This window comes from Methylohalobius crimeensis 10Ki (genome assembly GCF_000421465.1).
Taxonomy (GTDB): domain Bacteria; phylum Pseudomonadota; class Gammaproteobacteria; order Methylococcales; family Methylothermaceae; genus Methylohalobius; species Methylohalobius crimeensis.
On record NZ_ATXB01000001.1, the window covers coordinates 485,071 to 497,886 of the forward strand.

A 12,816-nucleotide genomic window follows, 5' to 3' on the forward strand; every position below is an offset into this window, starting at 1 on the left:
GTCTCTCGCCCTTGTAACACGGACGCGAAATGTTTTTTCCGCCAAAATTGTTTATGGTATTTTTTTATATGTATATTCCATGCTTTTTCTATGCCGTTTCTGAGTCGGGTAAACAGGCGGGCCACAAGCTTTCAGGTCCGGTTTCGAGGGCGGTTTTTGCCATCGAAGACGCACGATTGGCGGAAGTGCCGTCCTCGCAGGCCCGCTATCGTTCCCGCAGCAATCGCCTGCTGATGACGGTACTGGACGAGGTTCGAGAAAGACTGAGGGGGTACCCTCCGGATCGGATTGGGGTAGTCATCGGCACTTCCAGCGCGGGGATCGCGGAAGGCGAGGCGGCGCTGAAATATCGGCTGCATCGAGGCGCCATGCCGCCATGGTTTCACTATAAACAGCAGGAGTTGGGCGGGGCGGCGGAGTTTGCCGCCCGTTGGCTGGGGATTCGGGGGCCGGCTTATACGGTATCCACCAGTTGCGCCTCCGGGGCGCATGCCCTGGTCTGCGCCGGAAATCTGCTACGCTTGAAAATATGCGACGCGGTGGTCGCCGCCGGCGTGGAAACCTTATCCGGCACCACCGTGCAAGGGTTCGCTTCTCTGGGGGCGTTGAGCGGAACCCGCTGCAATCCCTTCAGTCGCCACCGCGACGGCACGATACTGGGCGAAGGGGCGGCGGTATTTCTGCTTACCCGGAATTTCGCGCCTTTGGCTTTGATGGGAGCGGGAATGAGTTCGGATGCCTATCACCTGTCGGCGCCCGATCCCGCCGGTCGCGGCGCAAAGCTGGCGATGTCCCGGGCGCTGCGAGAGGCCGGCTTGGGTCCGCAGGATATCGGCTATCTCAATTTGCACGGCACCGCCACCGGGCATAACGATGCCATGGAGGCCCGGGCGGTGCGTGCCCTGTTTGGAGATGCGCCGCCGCCGAGCAGCAGCACCAAGCCGCTTACCGGCCACTGCCTGGGGGCGTCCGGCGCGGTGGAGGCGGCCATTTGCGGGGAGGCATTGCTCGATTTGGACAAACCCCTGCCTCGGCACGAATGGGACGGTTGCGGCGACCCGGAATTACCCGCGTTGCATTTCACCGATGGGCGTGAAAAAATTAATCCGGATAAACCATTCTGTATGAGCAACACCTACGCTTTCGGCGGCGCCAACATTTCCTTGATCTTGGGCCGCGCGGATTTATGAATTACGATCCCCGCCGTTTTCCCCTGGCCAGCCTGTTGCCCCAGTCCGGCGATATGCTGCTGCTCGACCGTTTGCTGGAAGTGACCGATGAAGCCGCCACCGCCGCCTTGACGGTCCGGGACGATCATCTGTTTTCCCTGCCCGGCGGCAGCGTGCCGGCATGGGTGGGTTTGGAGTACATGGCCCAGGCCGTGGCGGCCTGGTCGGGCTATCACTGTCGCCGCCGGGGGGAACCGATCCGGCCCGGCCTGTTGTTGGGCTCCCGCCGATTCGACCTCGAGACGGCGGAATTTGCCTGCGGCAGCACCTTGACGGTGCGGGGAGAGCGGGTGTTCGAGGCCGCCAACGATATGTGCGTATTCGATTGCGTGATCGAGGATTCCAGGCCCGTGGCCCGGGCCCGCTTGAACGTGTTGTTGCCCCCCGACCTGAAGCCATTCCTGCGAGGAGAAATGACATCATGAGCCGAAAAACCGTCTTGATCACCGGCGCGAGCCGGGGGATCGGCCGCGCCATTGCCTGTCGTCTGGCGCGCGAAGGCTACGATCTGGTACTCCATTGCCGAAGCCGGCTGTCTTTGTTGGAGGATTTGGCGGAGGAGTTGCGCGAAGCTCAGGATGTTTGGATTCGCCTGCTGCAATTCGATCTGGCCGACCGCGGCGGCGCGCGCGCGGCATTGGAGCGCGATATGGCGGCCCACGGGGCCTATTACGGGGTGGTTTGCAACGCCGGTCTGGCCCGGGATGCCGTCTTTCCGGCCCTGACCGACGAGGATTGGGATCAGGTGGTCCACACCAATCTGGACGGTTTTTATAACGTCCTCCATCCGCTGGTCATGCCCATGATCCGGCGGCGCCGGCCGGGCCGCATCGTGACCCTGGCCTCGGTGTCCGGCTTGATCGGCAATCGCGGCCAGGTGAATTACAGCGCCGCCAAGGCGGGCATTATCGGTGCTACCAAGGCGCTGGCGTTGGAGCTGGCCAAGCGTCAGATCACCGTGAACTGCGTTGCACCGGGGTTGATCGAAACCGATATGGTGGAAGAACTGCCTTTGGACGAAATCAAGGCCATGATTCCGCAAAGACGCCTCGGCCGACCCGAAGAGGTGGCGGGCTTGGTGGCGTTTCTCCTCTCGGAAGAGGCAGCATACCTGACCCGCCAAGTGATCTCCGTCAATGGAGGCTTGTGTTGATGCGGCGGGTGGTGGTGACCGGTATGGCGGGAATTTCCGGGCTGGGGCACGACTGGCCCTCCATTCTTGCCCGTCTGGAAGCGCAGCGCAATATCGTCAGGCGCATGCCTGATTGGGCCGTCTACGAGGGGTTGCATTGCCAGTTGGGGGCGCCGGTGACCGATTTCGAGCCGCCCGCCCATTACACCCGCAAGCAGACCCGCAGCATGGGGCGGGTGGCCCTGATGGCGGTGCGGGCCAGCGAGCGGGCCCTGGACGACGCCGGTCTGCTGGGCGATCCGGTGGTGGCTTCGGGGCGCACCGGAGTAGCTTACGGGTCCTCGGTGGGGTCGACGCCGGCCATCGCCGACTTCGGTTATATGTTGTTGAAGCACAAAATCGGTGCCCTCAACGCCAACACTTATCTGAAAATGATGGGCCATACCACCGCCGTCAACGTGGCCCTGTTTTTCCAGGTCCAGGGACGGGTCATTCCGGCGGTGAGCGCCTGTACCTCCGGCAGCCAGGCCATCGGTTTCGCTTATGAGGCGATTCAGAACGGCCGCCAGGAGGTAATGATCGCCGGGGGTGCCGAGGAGTTGTGTCCCACCGAGGTGGCGGTATTCGATACGCTTTATGCCGCCAGTACCCGTGACTGCCCCGAAGCCACGCCGCGCCCCTTCGACGCCGAGCGCGACGGCCTGGTGCTGGGCGAGGGCGCCTGCACCTTGGTTTTGGAAGAGCGGGAACGGGCCTTGGCGCGGGGGGCGCCGATATACGCCGAAGTGATCGGTTTCGGCACCAACTCCGACGGTTCCCACGTGACCCAGCCGTCGCGTGCCACCATGCGGGTGGCGATGGAATTGGCCCTTGCCGACGCCGACCTGCCGCCGGAGGCGATCGGCTATGTCAGCGCCCACGGAACGGGGACGCGCCATGGAGACGTGGCCGAGAGCTGGGCCACTTGCGATGTCTACGGCGATCGGGTCCCGGTCAGCACCCTCAAGAGTTATACCGGCCATACGCTGGGCGCGTGCGGTGCGCTGGAGGCGTGGGTGGCGATCGAGATGATGCGGGGCGGCGTCTTTCATCCCAATCTCAACCTCACCGCCGTCGATCCCGAATGCGCGCCGCTGAATTACATCGTGGGGGATATGCGTCCCATCGGTTGCGAAGCGGTGGCGAGCCACAATTTCGCCTTCGGGGGCATCAACACCGCCTTGATTTTCCGACGGCATGATTAAGTTTCAGGTCAAATGTTGGCGCGCCTGGCTGCCGCCGGAGCTGCGTCCCGACCCGGTGGCATCGAAAGTGGGCGCGCTGTTGCCGGGCGATGCACCGGATGTGTCCTTTCTTCCCTTGATGCAGCGACGGCGGCTGTCGCCCATGGCCCGGGCCGCGGTCGCAGCGGCTTGGCCATGTCTGGCGAAAGAGGTTGAAATTCCCGTCATCTGTTGTTCGCTGCACGGAGAAACCCGCCATTGCTTTGGCATTTTGAGCGCTTTGGCCGAGGCCGACGAAGTCTCGCCGAGCCAATTCGCTCTGTCGGTGCATAGTGCGGTCGGCGGTTTGCTGACTCAGCTGATCGGAAGCCAAGCGCCGTGTCTGGTCATTGCGCCGGGGAGCGAGGGCTATGCGGCGGCGTTGTTGGATGCGGCCGGCTTTTTGTTGTTTCAGGAAGGTGGGGGAGGCGAGGGAATGAGCGCCTCGCAAGAAGTGCTCGTACTCTGGCACGAGCAACCCTTGCCCGCCGTCTATCATCCTTATGCGCCTGATCCTCCCGGCGTAATGGCCTTGGCGGTGCGCTTGGGTGCTTGGCGGGGACAAGGCACCGCCCTAACGGTTGATCGGGTGCCGGGGAAGGGGACGGATCGATCGGCGGAAAAAAGCCCGTTGGTACGGGTGATCGAGGGATTTAGCGCCGGGGTTGATCGATGGATATCGGCGGCCGAGGGAGCCCAGTGGCACTGGGAGTTGGAACATGTTTGATCGCGCTTGGCGGGTGATCGCCACGGCTTTGAGTTTTGGCGTCTACGGCTTGGGCTCCCTGCTGCTCTGGTACGGCGTCTATCCGCTCACCTTCTGGCGGGTGCTGCCGGCTCGGCGGGGAGCGTACGCCCGTCGCCTGAGTCATCGGGCGTTCCGCTTTCTCACCGGTTTCATGGCGTGGGTGGGCATGTGGCGTTATGAGGTCGAGAAGGCGGATAGGCTCCAGCAATCCGGGCGGATCGTTGTCGCCAATCATCCCTCGTTTCTGGATATTCTGCTGTTGTTTTCCCGGCTGGAAAACGCGGTTTGCATCGTTAAGCCGAGCTTGGCGGCGGTGCCGCTGGTGGGACGCCCGATTCGCTGCTGCAGGCACTTGCCCGCCGAAGACTCGCGAGTGCTGGTGTCGGAAGCGGTTCGGGCGCTGCATGAAGGGGCGTGTTTGATTTTATTTCCCCAGGGCACCCGGACGCTGCCGGGTCGCGAGATTCGCTTTCAACGCAGCGTGGCCCGCATTGCCCTGGAGGCGGGCGTGCCCATGGTGCCGGTCTATTTCGATTATCGGCCGCTGCTTTTTGGCAAGCACCAGCGCTGGTACCATGTTCCCGCGGTCAAGCCCCGGGTCCGGATGACGGTCGGCGAGGAAATCCAACCCGCCGAGATCATCGGGGAGGAGTTGCCGCTTTCCATCGCCAGCCGGCGGCTGAGCCGCTGGTTGGAACGTTATTTCACAGCCTGGGAGCGCCGGCATGGATTCGTTGGAAACAGAGATCAAACTGTTGATCATCCAAATCTTTGATCTGGAAGGCTTGGCCCCCGCCGATATCGACAGCGGGGCGCCTTTATTCGGTGCCGGTCTTGGCCTCGATTCCATCGATGCGCTAGAATTAGGTTTGGCCTTGAAACAACGCTACGGAATCAGCATTACCCATCAAACCCCCCAGGTCCGCGAGATATTCGCCTCGGTCTCCGACCTGGCCGGATTCATCCGCCGCTCCCGACCATCCGAATGAAAGACCAAAACGAGATTCTCGTCACCTTGAAACAATTGTTCGAGGAAATGTTCGAAATCGATCCCGCTCAGGTCGAGCTCGACACCAGTTTCCGCGAACTGGACATCGACAGCATCGATGCGGTGGATCTGATGGTGCGTCTGCACGAGATCATCGGTCGGCGCATCCGCCCGGAAGACTTCAAGGGCATCCAGACGGTGGGAGACGTGGTGGCGGTCATCCATCGCATGCAGAGGCCGTGACCGCAGCGTGACGATCCGGCGAATCGGGTTATTCGTCTTGGTGCTGTTGACTTTGGCCTATCCGGTTCTGATCTACTTTTCCCTGCAGCGCTTCGATCCCCGCTGGCTGCTGGCGATGCTGGCCGCTTTGCTGGGGTTGCGCGGTGCTTGGGCCGGCTGGGGCGTGATGGGCTGGGGTCCCGCTCTGGTGGCCTTGGGCCTGATGGCCTGGGGCAGGCAGTTGTCGGTCATGCTCTATCCGGTATTGATCAATGGGTTCTTTTTGCTGTGGTTCGCCGTCTCTCTGATTCGCCCGCCTTCCATGGTCGAGCGCTTGGCGCGCCTGAGCGATCCCGATTTGCCTCCCGAAGGGGTGCGCTATACCCGTCGGGTGACCTGGGTATGGAGCGGTTTCTTTCTTCTCAACGGGTCTGTCGCCGCGATCACCGTGGCGCTCGGGAACCTGGAGCTGTGGACTTTTTATAATGGTTTGCTGGCCTATTTGTTGATGGGATTGCTGATGGCAGTGGAATATTGGGTGCGGCGTCGGATGAAGCGCGTCAACGGACATGCCTGAGCCGGTGGTGTGGCCGCAGATCCGGGGGCGAGAACGGGACGGGAACAGCATCGTCCTGGGGCTTCGCTTGCCGCGGGAGCTGGCTTATTTCGAGGGGCATTTCGAGGACTGCCCGATTCTGCCCGGCGTGGTGCAGATTCACTGGGCGGGCTTGCTGTTTCTGCGCGAATTCGACGCGGACTTGGTTTTGCAGCGCATGGAGGTGGTCAAATTCAAACGCCTGCTGGTGCCGGAAATGGAGGTGACCCTGCAATTGGATTACGATCCCGAACGTTTGCGTTTGGCTTTCCATTACCGTGCCGGCTCGGTGGAAAACAGTTCCGGCCGCTTGTATTGGAGTAAAAAATGAATTTTCGTCCCTGCGCGGTGATCCCGGTGTACAACCACGGTGCCTCGTTGGCGGCGGTGGCGGATCGGCTGCGCCGGCAGGACTTGCCCTGTCTGGTGGTGGACGACGGCAGTACGCCCGAACACGCCGAGCTAATCCGTTCCTTGGGCGAATCCGATTCAGGAATCGAGGTGTTGACCCATCCCGTCAACCGGGGCAAGGGCGCGGCGGTCAAGACCGGCCTCCAAGCCGCCGGGAAACGAGGATTCAGTCACGCCGTCCAGATCGATGCCGACGGTCAGCACGATCTGGACGATCTGAAAATCTTCCTTGCCCGAGCGCAAACCGATCCGGAAGCGCTGATTTGCGGCCGGCCGGTGTTCGACGCCTCCATCCCCAAGGGTCGCTATTACAGCCGCTATCTGACCCATCTGTGGGTCTGGATCAATACGGGGTCTCTGGCTATTCCCGACGCCATGTGCGGTTTTCGGGTATATCCGCTGACGCAGGTCATGCCTTTGTTGAACCGGGAAGCGCTCGGCGATCGGATGGACTTCGATATCGAGATCCTGGTGCGACTGCACTGGCGCGGGGTGGCGATGACCTGGTTGCCGACCCGGGTGCGTTATCACGCCGACGGGGTATCCCACTTCAGGCCGCTGGAAGATAACTGGCATATCAGCCGCATGCATGCCCGCTTGTTTTTTGGAATGCTGCGTCGGCGGCTGGGGATGGGGTATTTGTGAGCGATCACTGGGCGACCATGGAGGAGCGGGGCATTCTGTGGGGAATGCGTTTTCTGCTGGGGGTTTATCTACTCCTGGGAAAACCGTTCTTCCGCCTGTTTCTGTACCCGGTGGTGGGCTACTATTTTCTGACCAATCATCGCGCCCGGGCCGCTTCCCGCGACTATCTCGACCAGCTCCATCGATTCGCCCCCCGGTTGGGCTTGAAGGGCCGCCTGTGGCACAGTTACCGCCATTTCCTCAGCTTCGCCGAATGTCTATTGGACAAGCTCGTGGTTTGGCTGGGCCGCTTCGACACCGAATCGGTCGTGTTTCACCAGCGGAAAGTGTTTTTGGATCTGCTGGACAGCGGACGGGGGGCGCTGCTGGTCACCGCCCATCTGGGCAATCTCGAGGTGTGCCGCGCCCTGGCGGACGAAAGGCGTCGGCTCAGGCTGAATATCCTGGTCCACACCAAACACGCGGAAAAATTCAATCGCCTCCTGGCCGGGGTGGATCGGGCCCGACAGATGACCCTGATCCAGGTGACCGAAATCACCCCGGCGGTGGCGATTCAACTGTACGAAAAGATTCAGGCGGGCGAGTTCGTGGTGCTGGTGGGCGATCGAATCCCGGTGGGCAGTCCGGATAGGGTGGTGACGGTACCGTTTATGGGGGAGGCGGCGGACTTTCCCCAAGGACCGTATCTTTTGGCCCATTTGCTCCAATGCCCCGTTTATACCCTGTTCTGCTATCTCGGCGGGGACGGGCAGTATCAGATTTATTTCGACAAATGGGCCGATCGTATCCGCTTGCCACGAAAGCCCGCCGCCCGCATGGAGCCGATGGCCCGTTATGCGCGGGAATTCGCCGAGCGCCTCGAATCCCACTGTCTGGAAGCGCCGCTCCAGTGGTTCAATTTCTACCCTTTTTGGAGGCGGACATGAACGAGGCGTTGCCGGTAGCGTCCTTGCCCGGGAGCGAGGTGACCCTGACGGTGCCGTTTTTCGATGCGGACATGCTCGGCATCGTCTGGCACGGACATTACGTCAAATATTTCGAGGTTGCCCGCTGTGCGTTGCTGGACCGGATCGGTTACGATTATCTGACCATGAAAGCCACCGGTTACGTGTGGCCGGTGGTGGATCTGCAAATCCGCTACCTGGCCCCCGCCCGTTTCGGTCAGACGCTGAAGGTCAGTGCGGTGCTGAAGGAATACGAATACCGCATGAAGATCGGCTACGAGATCCGCGCCGCCGAAACGGGCGATCGCCTTGCCCGCGGCACCACCGTGCAAGTGGCGGTCTCGGTGGACGACGGGGAGATGTGCTTCGGTTCTCCCCGGGTGTTTTTGGATAAACTGGAGACCTTTGTCGCCGCTCAGGAATGATCCTCCAGACGGAAGCCGATCTTCAGAACCACCTGGAAGTGGGCGACTTTGCCGTCTTGGATATGGCCGCGGGTTTCCACCACCTCGAACCAGTTGAGGTTGTGAAGGGTTTGGGACGCCCGTTCGACCGCGCCCCGGATGGCATCGTCGATGCTTTGGGTGGACGAACCGGCGATTTCGATGACCTTATAAACGTGTTCGGACATGGTTTTCCTCCACTTTGATTGAAACCCGTCTTAGGATTCGAGGATAATACCGCACTTTTCCCATCCCGGTGAATGAATGCAAGAACGTTTACAAAAGCTTGTGGGGCAAGCCCTGACCCGACTGCGGGAGCAGGGTGGGTTGCCTTCGGAACCGAACGTCCCGGTACGGGTGGATCGAGCCCGCGATCCTTCCCACGGGGATTTCGCCACCAATATCGCCCTGGTTCTGGCCAAGCCCGCGGGGATTCCGCCCCGCCAATTGGCCGAAAAGATCGTCCAGGCGTTGCCGGCCGATTCGGCGGTACGGCAGGTGGAAATCGCCGGTCCCGGTTTCATCAACTTCTTCATCGATCCGGCCGCCCAGTTCGAAATCATCGGACGGATTCTGGAGGAGGGGGAACGCTTCGGTCGCAGCGAGACCGGTCGGGGGCAGAAGATTCACATCGAGTTCGTTTCCGCCAATCCCACCGGTCCCTTGCACGTGGGCCACGGCCGCGGCGCCGCCTATGGCGCGACGCTGGCCAATTTGCTGGAAGCGATCGGCTGCGAGGTTCATCGGGAATACTACGTGAACGACGCCGGCCGGCAAATGGATATTCTCGCGGCAAGCATCTGGCTGCGCTATCTGGAGTGTCGCGGCGAATCCTTGCCTTTTCCTCAAAATGCTTATCGCGGCGACTACATCCGAGAAATCGCCCAAGATTTGGCCGGCCGAGTCGGAGATCGATATAGCCAACCGGCGGCGGAAGTGCTGCAGGATTTGCCTCCTGATGCGCCGGAAGGGGATAAGGAAGTTTATATCGACGCCTTGGTCGACAGGGCCAAGGCACTGTTGGGGCAGGAAGCTTATGCAGCGGTTTTCCGAGCGGGATTGGAGGCGATCCTCGCCGATATCCGCGAAGACCTGGAAGCCTTCGGCGTGGGTTACGACGAATGGTTCTCGGAGCGCAGCCTGGTTCGATCGAATCGGGTGGAAGAGGCCTTGGCGCGGCTGAAGGAAGCCGGTTATCTTTACCCGCGGGACGGCGCCGTTTGGTTCGCGTCCACGCGATTCGGAGACGAGAAGGATCGCGTGGTGGTGCGGGACAACGGCCAAATGACCTATTTCGCTTCCGACATCGCCTATCACTTGGATAAACGGGAACGGGGATTCGATTATTCGATCGATGTCTGGGGCGCCGACCACCACGGCTACGTGCCCCGGCTGAAGGCCGCCATGGAGGCGCTCGGCAGCCGGCCGGAGCGCCTCGAGGTGCGGCTGGTCCAGTTCGCATCCCTCTACCGGGGCAAGGAAAAGCTCTCCATGTCCACCCGGGCGGGAGAGTTCGTCACCCTGCGTCAACTGCGCGAAGAGGTGGGCAAGGACGCGGCCCGGTTCTTCTACTGCATGCGCAAGGCTGAACAGCACCTGGACTTCGATCTGGAATTGGCGGTCTCCCGCTCCAACGACAATCCGGTCTATTACGTCCAGTACGCTCATGCGCGGGTGTGCAGCGTGTTCAAGCAATTGCAGGAAAAAGGCTGGGCGCGGGACGTGGCGCGCGGTCAGGGCAACCTGTCCCGCCTGGAAGAAGCCCACGAGCAGGCATTGCTGACTGCCCTGGCGCGCTATCCCGAGGTGATCGAGCGCTGCGCCCGGCAGCGCGAACCCCATCAATTGACCCATTATCTGCGCGAATTGGCGGGAGAGTTTCATACTTATTACAATGCCCATACCTTTTTAGTGGAGGACGCCGACTTGCGCGATGCCCGCTTGAATTTGATCGACGCCGTGCGCCGGACCATCGCCAACGGTCTGAAAATTTTGGACGTTTCCGCGCCCGAGTCGATGTAGATGGCTCGTCGACCCGCCCCACGCAACCGCCGCTCCGCCGCCGCGTCGCGACGGCCTCGAAGAGTCGCCGAGCGGAAGCCGCCGCGCCACCTGCGCGGCGAGCGCCGCCCGGCACCTGCATGGCAGTGGGTACTGGGGATTGTGCTCCTGGGGGCGTTCGCTTATTTTTTGTATCACTTGGCGACCGACGTCCCTTCCGATACGGCGCCCCCTCGGCAGAAGGTGGAATCGGCATCCGCCGAAGCGGAAACCGCTGCGAAGCAAAAGCCCGCCAAGCCACCCCCGAAGGCAAAGCCCAAGCCTGAAGAACCGCGCTTCACTTTCTATACCATGCTGCCGGAAAAGGAAGTCGTGATTCCGGACGGGGAGGTGCGCGCGCGCAAACGCGCCGAAAGCTTGGGTACGGCCAAGCCGGACAATTACCTCATTCAAGCCGGATCCTTCCGCAATTACGAGGACGCCGACCGCCTCAAGGCGCAACTGGCGCTGCTGGGGGTGGAGTCGCGCATCGAAAAGGCCGAGATCGGCGGCGCGGTCTGGCACCGGGTGCGCATGGGGCCCTTCCAGAGTATCCGCGAGGTTCAATCGATCCGGGCCCGGCTGCGCGAGCATCGAATCGACAGCGTGGTGCAAACGGCTAAGCGATGAAGCTTTGGATAACCAAGACCCGCCAGCCTTTATGCATCATCTGAATGCGATCTACGCCTACCAGCCTTTCTGGGCGCGCTATTGAACATTGGATTGTATTCCGGGTGTGACTCGCTTACACTCTAACGGTAGTTATCTATCCATTTTCTAGACGATGTTACACGGTTTGTTTGAACTTTCTTGGTGGGGCTATTTTCTCGTCGTTCTTTCCCTAACGCATATTACCATCGCCGCGGTGACTATCTATCTTCACCGCTGTCAGGCCCACCGGGCGTTGGATTTGCATCCCATCGTCAGTCACTTCTTTCGTTTCTGGCTGTGGCTGACCACCAGCATGCGCACTCAGGATTGGGCCGCGATTCACCGCAAGCACCACGCCAAATGCGAAACCACCGAAGATCCTCACAGTCCCCAGCAGCTCGGCATCAAGAAAGTTCTGCTGGAGGGCGCCGAACTGTACCGCGCCGCCGCTGCCGACCGGGATGCCATCGAGCGATACGGATGGGGGACGCCGGACGATTGGCTGGAGCGTCATGTGTACGGCCATCAAATAATGTCCCAGCTGGGCATTGCCCTCATGTTCTTTATCGACGTGGCGGCTTTCGGAGCGATCGGCATCACCGTCTGGGCGATTCAGATGCTGTGGATTCCTTTCTGGGCCGCCGGCGTGATCAACGGAGTGGGACACTATCTGGGCTACCGCAACTTCGAGACCACCGATTCGGCGACCAACCTGATCCCGTGGGGCATCCTGATCGGGGGCGAGGAGCTGCACAACAACCATCATGCCTATCCCTCCTCGGCCAAGTTGTCCAACAAGTGGTGGGAGTTCGATTTGGGATGGTTGTATATCCGTTTGCTTGCTTTGATACGGTTGGCAAGAGTCAAGCGAGTCGCGCCGAGGATTCAAATTCAACCTCATCGCCGGGCGACGCTCGACGGTGATACCGTGCAGGCGCTGATGAGAAACCGTTTCCACGTCTTGACTCTGTACGCCCGCACGGTGGTCCTGCCGGTGTTGAAAAGGGAATACCGGTGCGCCGACCGCAAGCTTCGCAAATCCCTGAAGCAAGTCAAGCCATTGTTGGTGCGCGAGGATATTCTATTGCTGAAGCCTTGCAAGGAACAGGTGATCCTCGCTGCCATCGGGGACAACGAGCGCCTGCAAACCGTCTATCGCTTCAAGCTCCGGTTGAAGGAAATCTGGACCCGCCACGGCTTGTATTCCGAAACCCGTCTCGAACGCTTGAGAACCTGGTGCCAGGAAGCTGAGCAGTCGGGCATCGATGCGCTGCACGAGTTTGCCGTCTTGCTGCGCGGTTATACCTTCCGCCCGGCTCGCTAGAACCTGTCGACGTTCACTACTCCGATCGAAGGGCTGGTTTCGTCCGGCCCCACCGTGTTTTATCGATTTTCCTATCCTTATGATATGCTTTTTCAAGAGGGTGGCTACCGAGGTTTGGATGAACCGCCTCTGCTTTGGCTATGTAAATCAGTTCTACATCAATCCTTCAATCGAGTAGAGGC

General features: G+C 60.9%; 17 protein-coding genes. 16 read left to right on the forward strand and 1 reads right to left on the reverse strand.

What is annotated here, in order from left to right; all coding sequences use genetic code 11:
- Positions 1–68 precede the first annotated feature (68 nt).
- The 13 genes from H035_RS0102595 to H035_RS0102655 are packed head-to-tail and all read left to right on the forward strand — an operon-like array spanning position 69 to position 8,601.
- Positions 69–1,190 carry a beta-ketoacyl-ACP synthase gene (locus H035_RS0102595; RefSeq protein WP_026596187.1) on the forward strand — a complete coding sequence of 374 codons (1,122 nt, stop codon included), beginning with the start codon at positions 69–71 and terminating at the stop codon, positions 1,188–1,190.
- Positions 1,187–1,654: an ApeP family dehydratase gene (locus H035_RS0102600; RefSeq protein ID WP_022947450.1), complete on the forward strand. Its 468-nt coding sequence runs from the start codon at positions 1,187–1,189 to the stop codon at positions 1,652–1,654. Before H035_RS0102595 ends, H035_RS0102600 begins: the two co-directional genes overlap by 4 nt.
- Entirely contained in the window at positions 1,651–2,382 is a 732-nt protein-coding gene (gene fabG, locus H035_RS0102605; RefSeq protein ID WP_022947451.1) for a 3-oxoacyl-ACP reductase FabG, read from the forward strand. The genes H035_RS0102600 and fabG overlap by 4 nt, the downstream gene beginning before the upstream one ends.
- Entirely contained in the window at positions 2,382–3,605 is a 1,224-nt protein-coding gene (locus H035_RS0102610; protein ID WP_022947452.1) for a beta-ketoacyl-ACP synthase, read from the forward strand. Before fabG ends, H035_RS0102610 begins: the two co-directional genes overlap by 1 nt.
- Positions 3,598–4,350, forward strand: a complete 753-nt coding sequence (locus H035_RS17910; protein ID WP_022947453.1) for a beta-ketoacyl synthase chain length factor — start codon at positions 3,598–3,600, stop codon at positions 4,348–4,350. Before H035_RS0102610 ends, H035_RS17910 begins: the two co-directional genes overlap by 8 nt.
- Positions 4,343–5,146, forward strand: coding sequence for a lysophospholipid acyltransferase family protein (locus H035_RS21190; protein WP_084684812.1), 804 nt, complete (start codon positions 4,343–4,345; stop codon positions 5,144–5,146). The genes H035_RS17910 and H035_RS21190 overlap by 8 nt, the downstream gene beginning before the upstream one ends.
- Positions 5,097–5,360 (forward strand): phosphopantetheine-binding protein, encoded by a 264-nt coding sequence (locus H035_RS0102625; RefSeq protein ID WP_022947455.1) that lies wholly within the window; start codon positions 5,097–5,099, stop codon positions 5,358–5,360. The genes H035_RS21190 and H035_RS0102625 overlap by 50 nt, the downstream gene beginning before the upstream one ends.
- Positions 5,357–5,602 (forward strand): acyl carrier protein, encoded by a 246-nt coding sequence (locus tag H035_RS0102630; protein ID WP_022947456.1) that lies wholly within the window; start codon positions 5,357–5,359, stop codon positions 5,600–5,602. The genes H035_RS0102625 and H035_RS0102630 overlap by 4 nt, the downstream gene beginning before the upstream one ends.
- A gap of 7 nt (positions 5,603–5,609) precedes the next feature.
- Positions 5,610–6,158, forward strand: a complete 549-nt coding sequence (locus tag H035_RS0102635; protein WP_022947457.1) for a COG4648 family protein — start codon at positions 5,610–5,612, stop codon at positions 6,156–6,158.
- Positions 6,151–6,507, forward strand: a complete 357-nt coding sequence (locus H035_RS0102640) for an ApeI family dehydratase (protein WP_022947458.1) — start codon at positions 6,151–6,153, stop codon at positions 6,505–6,507. The genes H035_RS0102635 and H035_RS0102640 overlap by 8 nt, the downstream gene beginning before the upstream one ends.
- Complete coding sequence (locus tag H035_RS0102645) at positions 6,504–7,232, forward strand: glycosyltransferase family 2 protein (RefSeq protein WP_026596191.1); 729 nt, start codon at positions 6,504–6,506, stop codon at positions 7,230–7,232. Before H035_RS0102640 ends, H035_RS0102645 begins: the two co-directional genes overlap by 4 nt.
- Positions 7,229–8,158: an LpxL/LpxP family acyltransferase gene (locus H035_RS0102650; RefSeq protein ID WP_026596192.1), complete on the forward strand. Its 930-nt coding sequence runs from the start codon at positions 7,229–7,231 to the stop codon at positions 8,156–8,158. The genes H035_RS0102645 and H035_RS0102650 overlap by 4 nt, the downstream gene beginning before the upstream one ends.
- Positions 8,155–8,601, forward strand: a complete 447-nt coding sequence (locus H035_RS0102655; RefSeq protein ID WP_022947459.1) for an acyl-CoA thioesterase — start codon at positions 8,155–8,157, stop codon at positions 8,599–8,601. The genes H035_RS0102650 and H035_RS0102655 overlap by 4 nt, the downstream gene beginning before the upstream one ends.
- On the opposite strand, the gene H035_RS0102660 is transcribed toward H035_RS0102655, so the two are convergent.
- Entirely contained in the window at positions 8,592–8,807 is a 216-nt protein-coding gene (locus H035_RS0102660) for a dodecin (protein WP_022947460.1), read from the reverse strand. The two genes, H035_RS0102655 and H035_RS0102660, sit on opposite strands and share 10 nt — an antisense overlap.
- Positions 8,808–8,883: 76 nt before the next feature.
- On the opposite strand from H035_RS0102660, the gene argS reads away from it, so the two are divergent.
- From argS to H035_RS0102675, 3 genes are all read left to right on the forward strand, one after another.
- On the forward strand, positions 8,884–10,641 hold the full coding sequence (argS, locus tag H035_RS0102665; protein ID WP_022947461.1) for an arginine--tRNA ligase: 1,758 nt from the start codon (positions 8,884–8,886) through the stop codon (positions 10,639–10,641).
- Positions 10,642–11,289 (forward strand): SPOR domain-containing protein, encoded by a 648-nt coding sequence (locus H035_RS17915; RefSeq protein WP_022947462.1) that lies wholly within the window; start codon positions 10,642–10,644, stop codon positions 11,287–11,289.
- Between the two features lie 166 nt (positions 11,290–11,455).
- A complete protein-coding gene (locus H035_RS0102675) occupies positions 11,456–12,634 on the forward strand; it encodes a DesA family fatty acid desaturase (protein ID WP_235044532.1) in 1,179 nt (392 codons plus the stop codon).
- The last annotated feature ends 182 nt before the right edge of the window (positions 12,635–12,816 follow it).

Coding starts and splice junctions, on each gene's coding strand:
- H035_RS0102595 (WP_026596187.1), top strand. CDS start 69: ATGTATATTCCATGCTTTTTCTATGCCGTTTCTGAGTCGGGTAAACAG.
- H035_RS0102600 (WP_022947450.1), top strand. CDS start 1,187: ATGAATTACGATCCCCGCCGTTTTCCCCTGGCCAGCCTGTTGCCCCAG.
- fabG (WP_022947451.1), top strand. CDS start 1,651: ATGAGCCGAAAAACCGTCTTGATCACCGGCGCGAGCCGGGGGATCGGC.
- H035_RS0102610 (WP_022947452.1), top strand. CDS start 2,382: ATGCGGCGGGTGGTGGTGACCGGTATGGCGGGAATTTCCGGGCTGGGG.
- H035_RS17910 (WP_022947453.1), top strand. CDS start 3,598: ATGATTAAGTTTCAGGTCAAATGTTGGCGCGCCTGGCTGCCGCCGGAG.
- H035_RS21190 (WP_084684812.1), top strand. CDS start 4,343: ATGTTTGATCGCGCTTGGCGGGTGATCGCCACGGCTTTGAGTTTTGGC.
- H035_RS0102625 (WP_022947455.1), top strand. CDS start 5,097: ATGGATTCGTTGGAAACAGAGATCAAACTGTTGATCATCCAAATCTTT.
- H035_RS0102630 (WP_022947456.1), top strand. CDS start 5,357: ATGAAAGACCAAAACGAGATTCTCGTCACCTTGAAACAATTGTTCGAG.
- H035_RS0102640 (WP_022947458.1), top strand. CDS start 6,151: ATGCCTGAGCCGGTGGTGTGGCCGCAGATCCGGGGGCGAGAACGGGAC.
- H035_RS0102645 (WP_026596191.1), top strand. CDS start 6,504: ATGAATTTTCGTCCCTGCGCGGTGATCCCGGTGTACAACCACGGTGCC.
- H035_RS0102655 (WP_022947459.1), top strand. CDS start 8,155: ATGAACGAGGCGTTGCCGGTAGCGTCCTTGCCCGGGAGCGAGGTGACC.
- H035_RS0102660 (WP_022947460.1), bottom strand. CDS start 8,807: ATGTCCGAACACGTTTATAAGGTCATCGAAATCGCCGGTTCGTCCACC.
- argS (WP_022947461.1), top strand. CDS start 8,884: ATGCAAGAACGTTTACAAAAGCTTGTGGGGCAAGCCCTGACCCGACTG.
- H035_RS17915 (WP_022947462.1), top strand. CDS start 10,642: ATGGCTCGTCGACCCGCCCCACGCAACCGCCGCTCCGCCGCCGCGTCG.